This window comes from Lacisediminihabitans sp. (assembly GCF_036404185.1).
Lineage (GTDB): Bacteria > Actinomycetota > Actinomycetes > Actinomycetales > Microbacteriaceae > Lacisediminihabitans.
In genome coordinates this window covers 16076-34434 of record NZ_DASWPB010000135.1, presented here as the reverse complement: position 1 = coordinate 34434, position 18359 = coordinate 16076, and the positions used below count along the sequence as shown (strand labels likewise).

The window sequence follows — 18359 nt, the reverse complement described above, 5'->3', positions numbered from 1 at the left end:
GAGCGTCATCATGACCGGATTGGCCCGGAAGAAGTCCACGATGAAGACCAGTGAGGCGTAACCCAGGAGCAGATAGAGCGGGACGTAGAGCCAGCGCGGCGCGCCGATCCAGAACACCCGGAAGCCGATGCCCAGCAGGGCACCGCCCCAGACCAGCCAGAGCAGCAGCACCGCCTTCTGATGCGGGAGGGCGAGGACGGTGATCGGGGTGTACGAACCGGCGATCAGCAGGAAGATGTTCGCGTGGTCGAGCCGCTTGAGCAGGCGCTTCGTCCTCTCCGACCAGGTGAAGCGGTGGTAGAGGGCGGAGATGCCGAAGAGCAGCAACGAGGAGAGCACAAAGACGGCCGAACTGATCTTGGCCGGGGCGCCGTCCGCCAGCGTGATGAGCACGGTCCCGAGGACGATGGCCAGGGGGAACGTTCCCGCATGGATCCACCCCCGCCAGGTGGGCTTCTGCTCGGTGAGGGGGTCCTGACTCAGCTCGGCGTCGAGCAGGGGGATGTTCGGCAGATCGGGCCCGCCGTCATCGAGACCGGATCGATCGGAGGGGGGACTGTCCGACGGATCCTGGCTCATGCGGTCAGCCTAGCGCTGGCACCGGAGCGTCGGCCGAGCGGGGGCGACCCGGAACGCGGCGGAGAGTGGACTAGCGTTAGGCAGGTGGCGAAGCGGGAACGAGCACTCGGGCGCGGACTGCTCTACGGGCTCTATCAGAAGCGCATCCGCCGCTGGCTGAGCACGCAGGACCTGCCGAAGCACGTGGCGATGATCCTCGACGGAAACCGGCGCTGGGCCCGCCAGCGGCTGCACGAGAGCGCGGCCCATGGACACCGGGCCGGCGCGGCGAAGTTCCGCGAGTTCCTGGTCTGGTGCGACGACCTCGGCATCTCCGTGGCGACGCTGTACCTGTTGTCGACGGACAATCTCACCGGTCGCAAACCGGAGGAGCTCGACGCCCTGTTCGACATCATCGCCGACCTCGCGGAGGACCTCTCCCACTTCCGGGACTGGCGGGTGCAGCAGGTCGGGTCCGACGAGGGCCTGCCGGAGTCCCTGGTCGCCACGCTCAAGGCGGCGGAGAAGCGTACCAAGGACAACACCGGCCTGCACATCAACCTCGCGGTCGGCTACGGCGGCCGCCGGGAGATCGCCGATGCCATGCGGAGCATCGTCAAGCAGCACGGCGAGGAGGGCGGCACCCTCGACGCGCTCGCCGAGATCCTCACCCCGGAGCTCATCGGCGACCACCTCTACACCGGGGGACAGCCCGATCCCGACCTCGTCATCCGCACCTCCGGCGAGCAGCGACTGAGCGACTTCATGCTCTGGCAGAGCGCCCACAGCGAGTTCTACTTCGTCGAGGCGCTCGGCCCCGACCTGCGCGAGGTCGACTTCCTCCGTGCCCTGCGTGACTACGCGACCCGTCAACGCCGCTACGGTAGCTAGTGAAATGACGACTATCGACGAATTCGCGGCCGACTTCACCGAGGAGCCGGGATACCTGGACTTCGCCCGCTTCGGCCCGCTCGGTAACGCGGTGATCGCGGAGGAGCAGGCGCAGAACGAGCTGCTCCGCCGTGCCCGCTTCGGCAGCCTCGCCAGCCTGGACGAGCAGGATGCGCGCGTGCGGGAGGCCGTCGCCGCCCTGACCGGCTTTCGAGCTGACCAGGTGGTGTTCCAACCGAACACCAGCGCGGGCCTCATGCACACCATGTTCGGTCTGACCGGCGGCGTGCTGCTCTCCGCGCTCGAGTTCCCGAGCGCCAGCTTCGCGGCCGCTCGTGCCGCCGAGGCGCTCGGCGTGCTGGACCCCATCTGGCTCGAGACCGGCGGCGGACCGATCACCCCGGGCATCGTGCGGGATCAGCTGACCCAGAACACCGTCGCGGTCGTGGTCAGCCTCGTCGACTACCGCACGGGATATCTCGCCGACATCGACGGCATCCGGCAGGTCATCGGCGACCGGCTGCTGGTCGTCGACGCCGTTCAGGGCTTCGGGGTGGTGGATGCGCCATACGGGGTGGCCGATGTGGTCGTCGCGGGCGGTCAGAAATGGATCCGCTCCGGCTGGGGGACCGGTTTTCTCGCCCTCAGCGACCGGGCCGTCGACCGGCTCACGCCGGTGGTCTCCGGATTCAGTTCCGCCGACGGCGACCCCACCACCGGCCTGCTTCCCCCGGTGCGCGGCGCGGGGGCCTTCACGGTGAGCAATCCGAGCCCGGTCGCCCAGGCCAGATTCGCCACCGCGCTCGAGGAGATCGCCTCCGTCGGCATCGGCGAGGTCAGCGCGTGCGTTGGCGAGAAGGTGTCCAGGGTGATCGAGCTCGCGGACGAGTACGCCGTTCCCGTGGTCTCTTCCAGGGCCGACAATGAGCGCGCGGGCATCGTCGTGCTGGAACCCGCCGCCGATCAGCTCACCGCGCTCTCGGCATCCCTCTTCAACCACGGTCTCACCGCGACGATCCGGGAGAGCACCGTGCGGCTCAGCTCCCACGTGTCGACGGACGAGGAGACCTTCGACATGCTGCGTGCCGCCTTCACGAGCTACGCCTCCGCCATCACCGTCTGAACCGGCCCGCGCGGGGGCGGGCAAGATTAACCGATCGGTAACACGAACTCGCGCGTGTCGCTGAGCGGGAGCCCAGGATCCCCACGTAGCGTCATTTTCATCAGGTATGGCGCCTGGTCGAGACGGCCATGAAAGTTCGTTTCGGTACGTGTGTTGGCCGTCACGGGACTGGATCCGAGCGCTAAGCGCTCGGGGATGGAGCAAACGTGGCCCTGGTCGACAACACCAAGCAGAAGACAAGCCAAACTCCCCAGTCGGACGAGCGGACCGTGACCGCCGAGCGCACCTATGTGCTCGACACCTCGGTGCTGCTGTCCGATCCGAAGGCCATCTTCCGCTTCGCAGAACATCCGGTGGTGCTGCCGGTGATCGTGATCACCGAACTCGAGTCGAAACGCAACGACCCGGAGATCGGCTATTTCGCTCGCCAGGCGCTTCGCAATCTGGACGAACTGCGCGTGCAGCACGAGCGTCTCGACTTCCCGATCGCCGTTGGAGAGGGCGGCTCCCTCCGGGTCGAACTCAACCACTCGAACATGTCGGTGCTGCCTTCCGGACTCCAGTTGAACGACAACGATTCGCGGATCCTCGCGGTCGCCCTGAACCTCGCCAACGACGGTCTCGATGTGACCGTCGTCTCGAAGGACCTTCCCCTCCGCGTGAAGGCGGCGTCGATCGGCCTGGCCGCGGAGGAGTATCGCGCCGAGCTGGCCGTCGACTCCGGCTGGACCGGGATGGCGGAGATCAGCCTCGGTTCCGAGCAGATGTCCCAGCTCTACGACAACGAGCAGCTGCACTCCCGGCTGGTGGAGGACATCCCGATCAACACCGGTCTGGTCGTCCACTCCGACCGGGGCTCCGCCCTGGGACGGGTGACCTCGCGCGGCGAGTTCCGACTCGTGCGCGGCGATCGGGACATCTTCGGCCTGCACGGGCGTTCCGCCGAACAGCGGCTCGCGATCGACATGCTCCTCGATCCGGAGATCGGCATCGTCTCGCTCGGCGGGCGCGCGGGGACGGGCAAGTCGGCGCTGGCGCTGTGCGCCGGCCTCGAGGCGGTACTGGAGAAGCAGCAGCACAAGAAGATCATGGTCTTCCGTCCGCTCTACGCCGTCGGCGGCCAGGAGCTCGGCTTCCTGCCAGGCGACGCGGCCGAGAAGATGAATCCCTGGGCTCAGGCGGTGTTCGACACCCTCGGCTCTGTCGTCTCGCAGAACGTGCTCGACGAGGTGATCGAGCGCGGGATGCTCGAGGTGCTTCCCCTGACCCACATCCGCGGCCGTTCCCTGCACGATGCCTTCGTGATCGTCGACGAGGCCCAGTCGCTCGAACGCAACGTGCTGCTGACGGTGCTCAGCCGGATCGGCCAGAACTCCCGGGTGGTGCTGACCCATGACGTCGCACAGCGCGACAACCTGCGGGTCGGCCGTCACGACGGGGTCGCCTCGGTGATCGAGACGCTCAAGGGACATCCGCTGTTCGGTCACATCACCCTCAGTCGCTCGGAGCGGTCGGCGATCGCCGCCCTGGTCACCGAGATGCTGGAGTCCAACGAGCTGACCTAGCGCACGCCGTCGTGCGCCGGCCCACGATGTGCATAACTCCTGCGGTTCTCCTCTGCGCCTCCGGGCCGCCCCGGCGATCCGGGCTCTCGGCGGCAGCCGGGCGAGAACTGCAGGAGTTATGCACGGCGGGCGGGCGCGAATCTTGGAGAAAGCTGCCAATCCGGCGCGGCAAAGAACGGATGATCTCTCACTACGTCGGGAAGCAGCTTAGGGTTGAAGGATGCCTCCCGTCCTGATCGCGATCCTGGTCGGGCTCACGATTCTGACGCTCTGGGGCGCGGTCTCCCCTCGCGGCCAATGGCGGACGCTGATGGGCTGGAGTCGTTCCGCCTCGGCTCCGGAGCCGAGGCCCGGCGTCTTCGGCATACAGCGGCTCGTCGCGGTGGCTGGACTGATCGCCATCGTCCTCGTCGGGGTCTCCTCAGGTGGCACGCGCCCCGCGCAGCCCACCCCCGGAGGGACCGGGCATCCCACGAGCGAGGTCCAGCGCGTCTGGGGACGCCCGGAGCCGCAGGTCGTCAACCGCGTCTTCGCTCCGCTCGCCTCCGCGCCGTTCGGCCTCGTCGATCAGCCGGTGCTTCGTTACCTCGGCATCGACGGCGCCCAGCGCAATCCCGACTACCTGTTCTCCCTGAACAACTTCTCGCCCCCCAGCGACGACGGATATCTCGGCACGAACCCCGAGGTCGGGCTCACCGCCCTCGACACGGCCGACCTCGTGGTGGAGGTCCGAGCCGACAGGCGATGCATTCCGCAGGCGGTGGCCGTGGTGGAGGCCGACAAGACGGTCTCGGTGGGTGTGTTCTACGGGCAACCGAATCCCGGTGGCCTGACAACGGCCCAGGTGATGGACTGCAGCACCTCGGCCGCCGGCGCAGACTCCGTCTCCGTGTTGATCCCCGTCGACCTGCAGGGTCCGCTACAGGGGCGCGCGGTCGTCACTCTCGGCGGCGCACCGATACCGAAGGCCGGCGCGACCCGCTAGCGCCTCGGGGTCAGGACCGGGGCGGCCTGGTCATGGAGAGTACATCGAGCGCGGTATCGAGCTGTTCGAGGGTCACCTCGCCGCGGTCGACAAAGCCGAGGTCGATCACGGACTCGCGGATGGTGATCGCCTTGTTCACGGCGTTCTTCGCCACCGCGGCCGCCGCCTCGTAGCCGATCACCCGGTTGAGTGGCGTCACGATCGCGGGGGAGGACTCCGCCAGGGCCAGGGCACGTTCGCGGTTCGCCTCGAGTCCGTCGACGGCCTTGTCCGCCAGGGCGACCGTCGAGTTCGACAGCAGCCTGATCGATTCGAGCAGGGCGGTTCCCATGACCGGAATGGCCACGTTGAGCTCGAAGGCGCCGGATGCGCCGGCCCACGCGATCGTCGCGTCGTTGCCGATCACCCTCGCGGCCACCATGAGCACCGCCTCGGGGATCACCGGGTTGACTTTGCCAGGCATGATCGAGGAGCCGGGCTGCAGATCGGGGATGTGCAGCTCGCCGAGGCCGGTGTTCGGCCCGGATCCCATCCAGCGCAGGTCGTTGCAGATCTTGGTGAGGCTCACCGCGATGACCCGCAGGGCACCGGATGCCTCGACGAGACCGTCGCGGGCTCCCTGCGCCTCGAAGTGGTCGCGCGCCTCGGTCAGCGGCAGCCCAGAATCGGCGGCGAGACCGGCGATCACCCTCTGCGAGAAACCGGCAGGGGTGTTGATGCCGGTCCCGACGGCCGTGCCGCCGAGAGGAACCTCGGCGACGCGCGGGATGGTCGACTGGACGCGTTCGATCCCGTGCCTGATCTGCGCCGCATACCCGGCGAACTCCTGGCCGAGCGTGACCGGAGTGGCATCCATGAGGTGGGTGCGCCCGGACTTGACGACATCGGCCCAGAGCACGGCCTTCCGCTCGAACGCCGCCGCGAGATGGTCGAGGGCCGGGACGAGGTCGCCGAGCAGCGCGCCCGTCACGGCCACGTGGACGGAGGTGGGGAAGACGTCGTTCGACGACTGCGAGGCGTTGACATGATCGTTGGGATGCACGGGAGAGGCCGTGAACCGGGTGGCGAGCGTCGCCAGCACCTCGTTCATGTTCATGTTCGAGGAGGTGCCGCTGCCGGTCTGGTAGGTGTCGACCGGGAACTGGTCGTGATGGCGCCCGGCGATGAGCTCGTCCGCCGCGAGCACGATGGCGTCCGCGATCGAGGGGTCGAGGATGCCGAGCTCGCTGTTGACGATCGCCGCCGCGCGCTTGATGCGGGCGAGGGCCACGATCTGCGCCGCCTCGAGGCCAGAGCCGGAGATCGGGAAGTTCTCCACCGCGCGCTGGGTCTGCGCGCCGTAGAGCGCGGAGATCGGCACCCTCACCTCGCCCATCGTGTCGTGCTCGATGCGGTACTGCTGGTCTGCCTCGGTGGAGTCGCTCACGGCGTTGTGTTTCCTTCTCTACTCGCGGGGTCGGCGCTAGACGGCGCCGACGACGATGTCGGGGACGGCCGTGCCCTCGAGCAGCCGGTAGTTCGCCCCGACGATGGCCAGCGTACCCGCGGCGACGGCATCGCTGATCAGCTCGGAGTGCTCCAGGAGCTCGGCCACGGTGTCGCGCAGGTGTTCCCGCCCGACCTCGGTCGGATCGGGGCGGATGCCGGGGGCGCCACCCCGCTGGACCCGTCGCACCGCGGGAATGATCTTCTCGATCAGCAGGTGGATGTGCGGGGGCAGCGGCACGGCGTCGGGCGCCTGGGAGTCGATCGCGGCGGCCACCGCGCCGCATTCGTCGTGGCCGAGCACAACGATGAGGGGGACCCGCAGGACGCTGACCGCGTATTCCAGCGAGCCGATCACCGAGTCCGAGATGATCTGGCCGGCGTTGCGGACCACGAAGAGGTCGCCGAGACCCAGGTCGAAGATGATCTCGGCCGCCAGCCGGGAGTCGCTGCAACCGAACAGCGCGGCGTGCGGCGTCTGCTGGCCGAGGAGCTGCTCGCGGCGCTCGACGTCCTGGCGGGGGTGGCTCGGCACGCCGCTCACGAATCGCTCGTTGCCGTGCTGCATCTCCTGCCACGCCGTCAGCGGGCTGGTCCTGCGCTCCTGTGTCATCCGTCGCTTCCCGTCGTTGTGAGCTGCCTCGCGATCGCCGAGGCGATGGCCGTGAACTCCGCGGTCTTCGCCGTTCCGTGGAGCACGATGCTGCTGCCGTCGAGTCTTGTCGTCATCGAGTAGGCGAAGTTGCCGGGGTCCTTCTGGTCGCGCTGGTCGTACACCGTCCAGTCGAGACCGCCGACGACCGTCTTTCCCGTCGCCCTTGCCTGGTTCAGCTGATCGGCGACCCAGGTCGCGTTCGCCTTCACCCCCTGCTTGAGCGCGATGAACTGTTCGCCGGGCGTGATGAAGCCGATCGACCAGGACGTCACCCCATCGGAACCGGTGTCGAGACCGTCGGCGTTGGCGGTCCAGCTCGCCGGCAGGTGAGGGGCGGCGAGCGGCTCCTCGACCCCCGGCTGGGCCTGGGCGGCGTCGGCGCGATAATCGATGCGCGGCGCGGCGGGGGGAGCCGGGCGCACGACCACCAGCACGAGGACGAGCACCACGGCGAGGGAGGCGACGAGGGCGATCACGAGGTTGACCAGGGTCTGGTTCGACCGGTGACGCCGGGAGCTCTCCGCCTTGCGCGCGGCGGTCTCCTCCGGCGTCTCCGGGCGGCCGAGCTCCGCGACGATCCGCGGCGGACGCCCGGCGGAGCCTGTCACGGACATCAGTCGACGCTGGCGGCGCGGGCCGCGTCGAGCCTGGCCTTCGCCCCGATGAGCCATTCCTCGCAGCGGCGCGCGAGGGCCTCCCCGCGTTCCCAGAGCTCGAGCGACTGCTCGAGGGTCGACGAGCCCTGCTCGAGCTCGTTCACCACGCGGACGAGATCGTCCCTGGCCTGCTCGTAGGTCAGGTCCGCGATGTCGCCGTTCTGGGCGGGGGAAGGATTCTGTGCCACCGGTTAACTCTACCCAGCCTTCGGTGCGGCGGTCGGTGCCGGCGCGACGGTTGCGTGGGCGGCACCGTCGGCGAGGGTGAGGAGGAGGGGAGTGCCCACCACCGCATCCTTCTCGCTGCGGAGGATGCCTCCGCCGGGCAGCTGGGCGATCGCGTAGCCCCGGTCGAGCGTGCGCTGCGGCGAGAGCGCCCGGAGCTGCGATCGCAGTTCCGTCACGGACGCCTGGGAGCGTTCGATCAACCGTCCGACGAGCTCGGCGCTGCGGGCGACGTAGCGCCCGAGCTCCTCGGCGCGCGAGTCGACGACCCAGGTCGCGCTCGCGAGCACCGGGCGAGAGCGGAGCTGTTCGAGGCGGTCGATCTCGGAGCCGATGAGGCCGGTCATCCTGTTGCCGATTCGCGCGCGCGCCTGCTGCACCCGATTCAGCTCCTCCGCGACGTCCGGGACCACTCGTTTCGCCGCATCCGTCGGCGTGGATGCGCGCAGGTCGGCGACCTCGTCGAGCAGCGGCCGGTCCGCCTCGTGGCCGATTGCGCTGACAACAGGGGTCAGACAGGCGGCGGCGGTGCGCACGAGCGTCTCGTCGCTGAAGACGAGCAGGTTCTGGAAGTCGCCTCCTCCGCGGGCGACGATGATCACGTCGACCTCCGGATCGGCGTCGAGCAGTTTGAGCGCCGAGGTGACCTCTCCGCATGCCCGGTCTCCCTGGACGGCGGTGTGCACGACCCGGAAGGCGACGGCCGGCCATCTCAGCTGCGCGTTGCGCAACACGTCCTTCTCGGCGTCGGAGTCCTTCCCGGTGATCAGGCCGATGCAGTGGGGCAGGAAGGGCAGGCGTCTCTTGCGGTCGGGATCGAACAGGCCCTCACTCGCCAGGAGCCGGCGGAGCCGTTCGAGCCTCTCCAGCAGGTCGCCGAGGCCGACGTGGCGCATCTCGAACACCTGCATCGTGAGCGTTCCGCCCTTGAGCCAGTAGTTCGGCTTGACGAGGGCGATCACGTGATCGCCCTGTTTGAGGTCGTCGGGAAGCTTGGCGCGCACGGAGGACCACACCGTGAAGCCGACCGTCACGTCGGCCTCGAGGTCCTTGAGCTTGCCGTACACGTTCCCGCCGGAGGCGCCCCACTGGGTGATCTCGCCCTCCACCCAGACGCTGCCCAGCCTGTCGATCCAGCCCTTGATCTTGGTCGAGAGCAGGGCGACGGGCCACGGCGCGTCGACCGTCGAGGGGGCATCCGTCATCGTCATGACCGGCCCGTCACGACTGGCCGCCGATGGGCGGCTCTCCCACGAACTCGTGCGACTCCCTGGCCAGCTCGTCCCAGAGCTGCACGTCGGCGACGCTCACCCATTTGCGACTCGGATGTCCCTCGGAGACGAAGGTGGCCGCCACCCCACGGGTGACCAGGTCGCGGGAACGGCTCTCCGGCAGCTCGACCACGAGGCGCTCCCCCTGAAGGAATGCGAAGAGCTTGCCGTGCACCACGAGCCCACTCGGCTCGAAGGTCACGCCGTCCTCGTCGCGCAGTGAAAGAGCGAGGTTCTCGAAGGCCTCCGTCGCCGCCCTGCTTGCCATCTGTCCGTCTCCCAGTCTCTGTGAGCGCCGCCGAAGTAGAATCGTGCCGTGAGCGCGATAACCAACGGCGAGGCCGCCAGCTTCAGCGTGCCGCGGATTCCCGCGGTACGCAACAGGCTACGGGACAACCCCGTCACGGGTCCCAAGAGGGTGCTGCTCGCCGCCCCCCGAGGCTACTGTGCAGGAGTGGACAGGGCCGTCATCGCGGTCGAGAAGGCGCTGGAGCACTATGGCGCTCCGGTCTACGTGCGCAAGCAGATCGTCCACAACATCCACGTCGTGTCGACCCTCGAGAAGAAGGGTGCGATCTTCGTCGACGAGGTCGATCAGGTCCCACCGGGCTCCCACATCGTGTTCTCCGCGCACGGCGTCTCGCCTGCCGTCGTGCAGGCGGCCGCCGAGCGCGACCTCGAGGCGATCGACGCGACCTGTCCGCTGGTGACGAAGGTGCACCGTGAGGCGCTCCGGTTCGCCAGGGACGATTTCGAGATCCTGCTGATCGGCCACGCCGGTCACGAGGAGGTCGAGGGCACGATGGGACACGCTCCGGAGCGAACCACGCTGGTGGGGAGCCCGGAGGACGTCGCCTCCATCCGGGTGAAGGATCCGGACAACCTGGTCTGGCTGTCGCAGACGACGTTGAGCGTCGACGAGACGATGGAGACCGTTCGCCTCCTGCGGGAGCGTTTCCCCAATCTGCACAACCCGCCGAGCGACGACATCTGCTACGCGACCCAGAACCGTCAGGTCGCGATCAAGAAGGTCGCGGAGGAGGCGGAGCTCGTGATCGTCGTCGGCTCGGCCAACAGCTCGAATACGGTCAGGCTCGTGGATGTCGCGCTCGATCACGGCGCCAGGGCGGCATACCGCGTCGACTACGCGAGCGAGATCCGTCAGGAGTGGCTCGATGGCGTGACGACGGTCGGGGTGACCTCCGGTGCGTCGGTGCCGGAGGTGCTCGTGCAGGAGGTGCTGGACGACCTCGCGGATGCCGGCTACGCCGACGTCGAGCAGATCGTGACGGCGGAGGAGGATCTCATGTTCTCGCTCCCCAAGGAGCTCCGCAAGGACGCCGACGGGCAGGCGGATGCCCGTGGACTCGGCGGACGCATCCGCCAGCTCGACTGGCAGTCCCGATGACCGATCCGCGTCCCCGGCCCAAGTACGGCGAGTACGCCTCTCCCGAGGTGCAGGCGAAGGCCATCGGAACCCCTGCAGAGCCTCCGCCCCCCACGGCGCCCCCCGCGCCGCTGCGACCGTATTCCCCTGCCGCCACCGCCGTCCCGCGCCCGAGGCGATGGAACGTCGTGCTCAGCGTCGCCCTCCTCGCCTACGGCCTCATCAACATCATCGGCGGGTTCTTCCAGTTCTCCGACCCGGCATCGCTGCTGAACGACGTGTATGCCGCTCAGGGCATCGGTACCTTCACCCCGTCGGCGCTGGCCACCGCGCTCGGCGTCGTCATCAACGTCTCGAGCGCGGTCCTCTGGATCATCGCCGCCGCCGTCACCGGCCGGCTCCTCCGCCGCAACCGTCTGGCCTTCTACGTGCCCGTCATCGCCGGGGTGGTCGCCTCCATCGTCGTGGGGGTCTGCCTGCTCGTGTTGATGTTCTCCGATCCGGCATTCACGACCTACGTCAACGGACAGGGCTGATCCCGCCGCAATCCGGTCCGCCCGTGCCTGGCTCTATGATTTTGGATACAGCAGCGATCGGGGTGTGGTGAAGGTACGGGTTCCACCGCGTCCGCTCGCCTCCGCGGCCATTGCCACCGCGGTGTCCAGGGGCGGCTGGGCGGTCGCCGGGGTCACCCTGCTGACGACGGCCATCGTGCTGGTCGACGTTCTCGCCTCCGCTCACCGGCTGGCCGAGGTGGGTGTCCCCGCCGCGGCGCTGGTCGTCATGGCGGCGTCCCTGGTGCTGCTGGCCTGGAGGAAGACGCCGAGCTCCGCCGTGACCTACCTGCTCGTCGGTGCCGCCTGCTCGTTCGTCTTCCAGATCGCCCTGAGCCACACCGATCCGACCCTGCACGAGCGGGGTGTGTATCTGCTCAACCGGCCGGCCGTCGCCCTCACCCTCGTCGGGAGCCTGTCCCTCGGGGTCGTGCCGAGCGTCCTGTGGACCGTGTCCGGCTTCCTCGTCGGCCTCGCCGCCACCATCGCCGCCGACCTCTCGCTCGGTGAGGGCATCGTCACCGGGTTCGGACCCGCCATGGTGGCGGTGCTCTATATCACGGTGTGGATCGCGCTCGGCCTCATCCGCCGCAGCCAGCTCGCGCGGGTGCCCGACGTGGCCGAGATGGAGCTCACGATGGCCGGGATGTCCGCTCAGCGGGTCCTCGAGCGGGACACCGTCGCGCTCGTCCACGAGACCCTGCTGACCGACCTGGGCCTGGTCGCGACGAACACACGACGACTGGACGAACGAGATCGCGAGCGCTTCCGCGCGGACGTCCGGCTGCTCCGGTCGGTGATGGAGGGCGGCTTCGAGGCGCTGGACGACGGACCGGACAGGCGCGATGACATCGCCTCCGTCGTCGCCGAGTTCCCGTGGCGGGGACTGGCGGCGCGGATCACCGGCGATGCGACGGTCATGGACGGGCTCCCCTCCCGCACCAGGGCGGCCGTCGCCGGCGCGCTGAGGGCCAGCCTCAACAACGTGCTGCGGCATGCCCAGGCCACCGAGGCGCAGGTGCTCGTCGACAGCGACGGGCGTACCTTCACCCTCATGATCGTCGACCGTGGCCGTGGCTTCGATCCGGCGGCGGTCCCGGCGAACAGGCTCGGCATCCGGGTCGCGCTCACCGAGCGGATCGAGAGCGTCGGCGGCCAGGTCGTCGTGCGGTCCGCGGTGGGCGTCGGCACCTCCGTGCTGATCACCGTGCCGGTCGGGGCGGAGCGACATGGCGAGGGCTGAGAGCTGGAGGGTCTCACCGCAGGAGGTGGACCCGCTCAGCTGGTTCAGCGGTCCGCTCGTCCCCGGCGTGTTCGCCGGCATCATCGCTGCCTACGGGGTGATCGCCTCGCTGGTGACCCGCGGCACCGCGCCGGCTCCCGGGCTCGAGCTCGTTGCCATCGTCCTCTTCGTGGGCTGCGGCATCGCGATCCTCACGCTGACCCGGCCTCGTCGGCCGCACCTGCGCACCTGGCAGGCCATGCTCGTGCTGCTGGTCGCCTGGCTGGCGCTGCTGGCCTCCGCCGCGGACCTCGCCCCCGGCTCCGTCCCCGTCGAGCAGTGGTGGGCCACCTGTGGGCTGGCCCTGGTGATCGCGAGCCTCGGACCCTACTCGTCCGCCCTCCAGGTGCTGCTCTATGGCGTCCTGAGCACGATCGTCGCCGGCGCCGTCCTCTGGGTCGGCTTCGTCTCCACCGAGTCGTTCTGGCCGCCGATCACCGTCCTCCTCATCGGCACCGGGCCGATCGTCGTGGCGACGGCATCCATGACCGTGTTCTCGTACACGGTCGTGACCCTGGTGCTGCGCTCCCTCGACGCGCCCCAGGACGAGATCGTCGACCCCGCGGTCGGCCGCTTCCAGGGCAGCACCCTGCCCGCGCTCATCGAGCGGGCGATACCGTTGCTCGAGGAGTGGGCGGCCTCTGGAGAGATCAAGGCGCAGCACCGGTCCATGGCCGCCCGTCTCGCCGAGGCGGTTCGCCTCGACCTGGTGACCAGGTCCCGCCTGAGCTGGCTCCAGGCACTGGTGGACGATCTGCCGGTCGAGGTCATCGACCCGGAGCGCCGGGCGGACAGGATGCTTCAGCCGCAGAAGGCGGCCCTCAGGGGGCTGCTCCTCGCCGTGCTCCGCACCCCGCCGCTCGACCGGGGAAGGCTGCGGGTGGAGTTCGTCCCGCAGGGGGAGTCCACCCGCGTGCTGCTCCACTCGGACATCGAGGTGTCGGGCACCGGCCGGATGACGGCCCTGGCACCCTACTACATCACGCTCGGGACGACCGTGCCCAATCTCGTCTGGCACGACGGGCGGCAGTTCTCCATGGAGTTCGACCTGCCGCCCGAAGGCTGAAGACTACTTGCCGGAGTGGCCGGCGGATCCCAGCTGCTGGGTGGCCTCGACGACCCGCTTGGCGAGGGCTGACTCGGCGATCTTGCCCCAGGAGCGCGGGTCGTAGACCTTCTTGTTGCCGACCTCGCCGTCCACCTTGAGGAAGCCGTCGTAGTTCCGGAGAACGGTGTCGGCGATCGAGCGGCTGTAGGCGTACTGGGTGTCGGTGTCGATGTTCATCTTGACGACGCCGTTGGCCACGGCGGTGGCGATCTCGGCATCCGTGGAGCCGGATCCGCCGTGGAAGACGAGATCGAGCGGCTTCGCGCCGGTGCCGTACTTCGCCGCGAGGCCCTCCTGGATCTCGCCGAGGAGCTCGGGGCGCAGCTTGACGTTGCCCGGCTTGTAGACGCCGTGGACGTTGCCGAAGGTGAGCGCGGCGATGTAGCGTCCCTGCTCGCCGAGGCCGAGGGCCTCGACGACCTGCACGACGTCGTCGAGGGTCGTGTAGAGGTTGGCGTTCTCTGCGGCGCCGACGCCGTCCTCCTCGCCGCCGACGACGCCGATCTCGACCTCGAGAATGGCGTGGATCGCCTTCATGCGGGGCAGCAGACCCTTGGCGATCTCGATGTTCTCCGCGAGCGGCACCGCGGAACCGTCCCACATGTGGGACTGGAAGATGGGGTTATGACCGGCCCTGACCTCGGCCTCGGAGGCGGCGAGCAGCGGCAGGACGAAGTCGTCGAGGGCGTTCTTCGGGCAGTGGTCCGTGTGCAGTGCGACGGTGATCGGATAGTTCTTCGCCACCTCGGTGGCGAAGGCCGCGAAGGCCAGCGCCCCGGAGGCACGCGCCTTGACGCTCTGGCCGGCGAAGAAGTCGGCGCCCCCGGTGGTCACCTGGATGATGCCGTCGGAGCCCGCCTCGGTGAGTCCCTGCAGGATGCCGTTGATCGTCGACGACGACGAAGCGTTGATCGCGGGGTAGGCGAAGCCGCCCTTCTTGGCCTTGTCGAGCATCTCTGCGTACTGTTCCGGTGTTGCGACGGGCATGAATGTCTCCTTCAAAAGAATCGTGACTGAAGTCTATTGACTAAAGATGCATCGCCTTCTTGGGGGCGGCTAGGGCCATCCGACCCCTATTTGGTTAGCCTTGACGGGTGAGCATCGATACCGAACCCCTATACCTTCATCCGGACCGCAACCTGGGCATGGAGTTGGTGCGCGCGACGGAGGCGGCGGCCATCCGCGCCGTCCCGTTCATCGGACGCGGAGACAAGAACGCCGCCGACGGCGCCGCGGTGGATGCGATGCGCACCTTCCTCGGCACCGTGAGCTTCGATGGCGTCGTGGTCATCGGCGAGGGCGAGAAGGACCACGCCCCCATGCTCTTCAACGGCGAGCACGTCGGCGACGGCACCGGCCCGACCTGTGACATCGCGGTGGACCCGATCGACGGGACCTCGCTCACCGCGGCCGGGCGCCAGAACGCGCTGTCGATGATCGCGGTCGCCGATCGCGGCAGCATGTACGACCCTTCCGCGGTCTTCTATATGGACAAGATCGTCACCGGCCCGGAGGGGCGCGGCGTCGTCGATCTGCGTCAGCCGATCGCGGAGAACATCCGGGCGCTCGCCAAGGCCAAGGGCAAGGACATCGGGGACCTCACCGTCGCCGTGCTCGACCGGCCCAGGCACACCCAGCTCATCGACGACATCCATGCCGCCGGGGCGAAGACGAGGCTCATGCTGGACGGAGACGTCGCCGGCGGGATCAACGCGGCCCTCTACGGCACCCGGATCGACATGTGCGTGGGCGTCGGCGGCACCCCGGAGGGCATCATCACGGCCTGTGCGCTCAAGGCGCTCGACGGGTTCATCCAGGCTCGCCTGCTCCCGCGGAACGACGAGGAGCGCCAGCGGGCGCTCGACGCCGGCCACGACCTCGAGCGGGTGCTGGAGTCGGGCGATCTGGTCTCCAGCGACAACACCTACTTCGTCGCGACGGGGGTCACCGACGGCCAGCTCGTCGCCGGCGTCAGGAAGCTCGGGCCCGTCATCCGCACCGAGAGCATCGTGCTTCGTGGCAAGTCGGGCACGATCAGACGGGTCGAAGCCGACCACGTCGCGCAGAAGTGGGTCTAAACCAGTGCTACCGTCGCCGCCTCCGGTAGATCGAGCACGGACGAGCCGACATGGAGGGTGAACTCGCCCGCCTCGTAGTTCCAGCCGTCCGACCAGTCGGCGAAGGCCCTCGTGGGTACCTCGATGGTCACCGTCGTGCTCGCCCCCGCCTCGACGACGACGGGTGCGAACCCGACGAGCCAGCGAACGGGACGGTCGACCGCTGAGGCCGCGCGGGAGGCGTACACCTGCACGACCTGCTTTCCCCGGCGCTGGCCGGTATTGGTCACCTCGGCCGTCACCGTGACGATTCCGCCCTCGGAGACGACCGGGGTCGCGGTGGCCGCCTGGATGCGCCAGGTGGTGTATCCGAGGCCGTGACCGAAGGCGAAGGCCGGTTCCGTCTCCGAGCGGAGCCAGGCGCGATAGCCGATGTGGATTCCCTCGTCATAGCGGACCGCGCCGCCCTTCGGCGTGACGTCGATCACCGGGACATCGGCCATCGTCTTCGGCCAGGTGGTCGGCAGACGGCCGCCGGGCTCGACGGCGCCGAAGAGCATGTCGGCGAGGGCGTGACCGTATTCCTGGCCGCCGAAGTAGGTCAGCAGGACGGCGGGCACCTCGTCGCGCCAGGGCAGCAGCACGGGCGAGCCGGCGTTGACCACGACGATCGTGCGCGGGTTCGCCGCGACGATGGCACGCACCAGCTCGTCCTGGCGGCCCGGCAGGTCGAGGTTCTCGCGGTCGTAGCCCTCCGACTCGACCTGGGCGTTGGTCCCCACCACGACGATGGCCACATCGGATGCCGCGGCCGTCTCGACGGCGGCCGCGATCAGCCCGTCGGGATCCGAGTCGTCCGCCTCGAGACCGGCCGTGATGGACACGAGTCCGGGGATGGACTGGTCGGCGGTCGCGAGATCGAACTCGATCGCGAGACGGACGGCGGTGCCGGCCACGGCGGCGACCTCGACCGTCGCCGACGGCGGGTTGAGCATGCTCGCCCCGAGGTCCATGCCGACCGCCTCGCTCACGTCCTCCTTGAGCATGACGCCGTCGACGAAGATGCGTCCGCGGCCGACCGCCGAGTAGCCGAACTGGACCGTTCCCGTCGACCGCGGGGTCCAGTCCAGGCTGAGCTCGAGCCGGTCGGCGGTCGTGGTCGGCGCGTCGCCGCCGAAGTAGAACAGGCCCGTCGCCCTGCGGTCCTCGCGGAACAGCTCGGTCCCGGCCGCGTCCAGGAACCTGACCAGCATCCCGTGCTCGCCGGTGGCCGGGTTGACGATCTGCTCGAGCGGCAGCTCGGCGATCCCCTTCTGGACCACGGCGCCGAGGGAGTACCGGACGTCGACACCCGGCAGGGCCTCGCGAATGCCCTCGAGCGGGCTGATCACCCGCTCCGGCAGCACCGTCGCGCTTCCACCGCCCTGGGTGCGGGCCTGGAGGGCGTTGTGGCCGATCACGGCGACGGAGCCGAGGGCGCCAGCCTTCAGGGGAAGGGTCTGATCGTCGTTCTTCAGGAGCACACTGCCGGCGGCGGCAGCCTCCCTGGCGAAGGCCAGCCCGTCCTCGACCCTGGCCGGCACGGCCACGGCCGGCTCGATGCCGTCGAGCGCGCCGACCCTGGCCGCCAGCCGAAGGATCCTGATCACCTTGCGGTCGATGGTCGCCTCGTCGATCTCGCCTGCACGCACCGCGGCGACAAGGGCATCACCCCATGGGCCGTCCGGGCCGGGCATCACCAGGTCCTGTTCCGCCGCCGCGCTGGCGAGGCTCCGCACGGCCGTCCAGTCGCTGATCACGACACCGTCGAATCCCCAGTCCGTCTTGAGCGGGCGGCGCAGAAGATCGTTCTCCGTGGCGGTGACGCCGTTGATCGAGTTGTACGCGCTCATCACGAGCCAGGCGTGCGCGTCGACGACCGCCCTCTCGAAGGCGAGCAGATAGAGCTCGCGCAGCGCGCGCTCGCCGATGACGGTGTCCGAGGTGAAGCGTTCCGTCTCGTAGTCGTTCGCGACGTAGTGCTTGGGGGTCGCGCCAACGCCATTCTCCTGGGCGCCGCGAACGTAGGCGGCGGCGAGGTCGGCCGTGAGGCGCGGGTCCTCGCTGAAGGCCTCGAAGTGGCGGCCGCCGAGCGGTGACCTGTGCAGGTTGATGGTCGGTCCGAGGATGACGTCGACGCCCTTGCGGCGTGCCTCCACGGCCGACGCCGCTCCGTAGCGGGTGGCGATGTCGAGGTCCCAGCTCGAGGAGAGCGCGGTCGCGGACGGGAAGTTGAGCGAGGGGGAGCGCTCGTCCCACACCTCGCCGCGGACGCCGCTCGGCCCATCGGAGACGAGGATGCGCCGCAGCCCGATCTTCTCGATCGGCCAGGTGTTCCAGAAGTCGCGGCCGGTGAGCAGCTGCACCTTCTCCTGAAGGCTCAGTCGCTCGAGGAGCCCCTGTAGCCTGGCGGTCTCCGCCGCCGTGTCACCGGCTGAGCCATCGGTGTGGTCGGTGCCGTCGATGCGGTCGCGAGGCGTCATGGGTCTCTCCTTCGAGTCGAGCGGCCGGTGATGCG

18 protein-coding genes are annotated in these 18359 nt (G+C 69.1%); 9 read left to right on the top strand and 9 right to left on the bottom strand.

Going from position 1 to position 18359, the window contains the following annotated elements; genetic code table 11:
- A partial coding sequence (gene trhA, locus VGC18_RS09915) for a PAQR family membrane homeostasis protein TrhA (protein WP_331096806.1) occupies positions 1–579 on the bottom strand: 579 nt, incomplete at its 3' end.
- A gap of 84 nt (positions 580–663) precedes the next feature.
- Between trhA and VGC18_RS09910 the strand changes: the two genes are divergently transcribed.
- The 4 genes from VGC18_RS09910 (at position 664) to VGC18_RS09895 (ending at position 5122) form a co-directional block, all read left to right on the top strand.
- Positions 664–1449, top strand: a complete 786-nt coding sequence (locus VGC18_RS09910) for an isoprenyl transferase (RefSeq protein ID WP_331096804.1) — start codon at positions 664–666, stop codon at positions 1447–1449.
- A gap of 4 nt (positions 1450–1453) precedes the next feature.
- A complete protein-coding gene (locus VGC18_RS09905) occupies positions 1454–2572 on the top strand; it encodes an aminotransferase class V-fold PLP-dependent enzyme (RefSeq protein ID WP_331096802.1) in 1119 nt (372 codons plus the stop codon).
- A 269-nt stretch (positions 2573–2841) separates the two neighbouring features.
- A complete protein-coding gene (locus VGC18_RS09900) occupies positions 2842–4137 on the top strand; it encodes a PhoH family protein (protein WP_331096815.1) in 1296 nt (431 codons plus the stop codon).
- A 220-nt stretch (positions 4138–4357) separates the two neighbouring features.
- Positions 4358–5122: a hypothetical protein gene (locus VGC18_RS09895; protein ID WP_331096800.1), complete on the top strand. Its 765-nt coding sequence runs from the start codon at positions 4358–4360 to the stop codon at positions 5120–5122.
- 10 nt (positions 5123–5132) lie between these two features.
- On the opposite strand, the gene VGC18_RS09890 is transcribed toward VGC18_RS09895, so the two are convergent.
- The 6 genes from VGC18_RS09890 to VGC18_RS09865 are packed head-to-tail and all read right to left on the bottom strand — an operon-like array spanning position 5133 to position 9682.
- Positions 5133–6548 carry a class II fumarate hydratase gene (locus tag VGC18_RS09890; RefSeq protein WP_331096798.1) on the bottom strand — a complete coding sequence of 472 codons (1416 nt, stop codon included), beginning with the start codon at positions 6546–6548 and terminating at the stop codon, positions 5133–5135.
- Between the two features lie 36 nt (positions 6549–6584).
- Complete coding sequence (locus tag VGC18_RS09885) at positions 6585–7220, bottom strand: carbonic anhydrase (RefSeq protein WP_331096796.1); 636 nt, start codon at positions 7218–7220, stop codon at positions 6585–6587.
- A complete protein-coding gene (locus VGC18_RS09880) occupies positions 7217–7876 on the bottom strand; it encodes a DUF4245 domain-containing protein (protein ID WP_331096794.1) in 660 nt (219 codons plus the stop codon). Before VGC18_RS09880 ends, VGC18_RS09885 begins: the two co-directional genes overlap by 4 nt.
- Positions 7876–8106 carry an exodeoxyribonuclease VII small subunit gene (locus VGC18_RS09875; protein ID WP_331096792.1) on the bottom strand — a complete coding sequence of 77 codons (231 nt, stop codon included), beginning with the start codon at positions 8104–8106 and terminating at the stop codon, positions 7876–7878. Before VGC18_RS09875 ends, VGC18_RS09880 begins: the two co-directional genes overlap by 1 nt.
- Before the next feature lie 9 nt (positions 8107–8115).
- Positions 8116–9354 (bottom strand): exodeoxyribonuclease VII large subunit, encoded by a 1239-nt coding sequence (gene xseA / locus VGC18_RS09870; RefSeq protein ID WP_331096790.1) that lies wholly within the window; start codon positions 9352–9354, stop codon positions 8116–8118.
- A gap of 10 nt (positions 9355–9364) precedes the next feature.
- Entirely contained in the window at positions 9365–9682 is a 318-nt protein-coding gene (locus tag VGC18_RS09865) for a hypothetical protein (protein ID WP_331096788.1), read from the bottom strand.
- A gap of 87 nt (positions 9683–9769) precedes the next feature.
- On the opposite strand from VGC18_RS09865, the gene VGC18_RS09860 reads away from it, so the two are divergent.
- From VGC18_RS09860 to VGC18_RS09845, 4 genes are all read left to right on the top strand, one after another.
- Positions 9770–10822 carry a 4-hydroxy-3-methylbut-2-enyl diphosphate reductase gene (locus tag VGC18_RS09860; protein WP_331096812.1) on the top strand — a complete coding sequence of 351 codons (1053 nt, stop codon included), beginning with the start codon at positions 9770–9772 and terminating at the stop codon, positions 10820–10822.
- Positions 10819–11337 carry a DUF6264 family protein gene (locus VGC18_RS09855; RefSeq protein WP_331096786.1) on the top strand — a complete coding sequence of 173 codons (519 nt, stop codon included), beginning with the start codon at positions 10819–10821 and terminating at the stop codon, positions 11335–11337. Before VGC18_RS09860 ends, VGC18_RS09855 begins: the two co-directional genes overlap by 4 nt.
- A gap of 64 nt (positions 11338–11401) precedes the next feature.
- Entirely contained in the window at positions 11402–12598 is a 1197-nt protein-coding gene (locus VGC18_RS09850; protein ID WP_331096784.1) for a sensor histidine kinase, read from the top strand.
- A complete protein-coding gene (locus VGC18_RS09845) occupies positions 12585–13703 on the top strand; it encodes a hypothetical protein (protein WP_331096782.1) in 1119 nt (372 codons plus the stop codon). The genes VGC18_RS09850 and VGC18_RS09845 overlap by 14 nt, the downstream gene beginning before the upstream one ends.
- A 3-nt stretch (positions 13704–13706) precedes the next feature.
- On the opposite strand, the gene fbaA is transcribed toward VGC18_RS09845, so the two are convergent.
- Positions 13707–14732: a class II fructose-bisphosphate aldolase gene (gene fbaA / locus VGC18_RS09840; protein ID WP_331096779.1), complete on the bottom strand. Its 1026-nt coding sequence runs from the start codon at positions 14730–14732 to the stop codon at positions 13707–13709.
- A gap of 158 nt (positions 14733–14890) precedes the next feature.
- Here fbaA and glpX point away from each other — a divergent pair, with 158 nt between their 5' ends.
- On the top strand, positions 14891–15823 hold the full coding sequence (gene glpX, locus VGC18_RS09835) for a class II fructose-bisphosphatase (protein ID WP_331096810.1): 933 nt from the start codon (positions 14891–14893) through the stop codon (positions 15821–15823).
- Here glpX and VGC18_RS09830 read toward each other — a convergent pair.
- Positions 15820–18324, bottom strand: a complete 2505-nt coding sequence (locus VGC18_RS09830) for a beta-glucosidase family protein (RefSeq protein ID WP_331096776.1) — start codon at positions 18322–18324, stop codon at positions 15820–15822. The genes glpX and VGC18_RS09830 overlap by 4 nt on opposite strands.
- Positions 18325–18359: the final 35 nt, after the last annotated feature.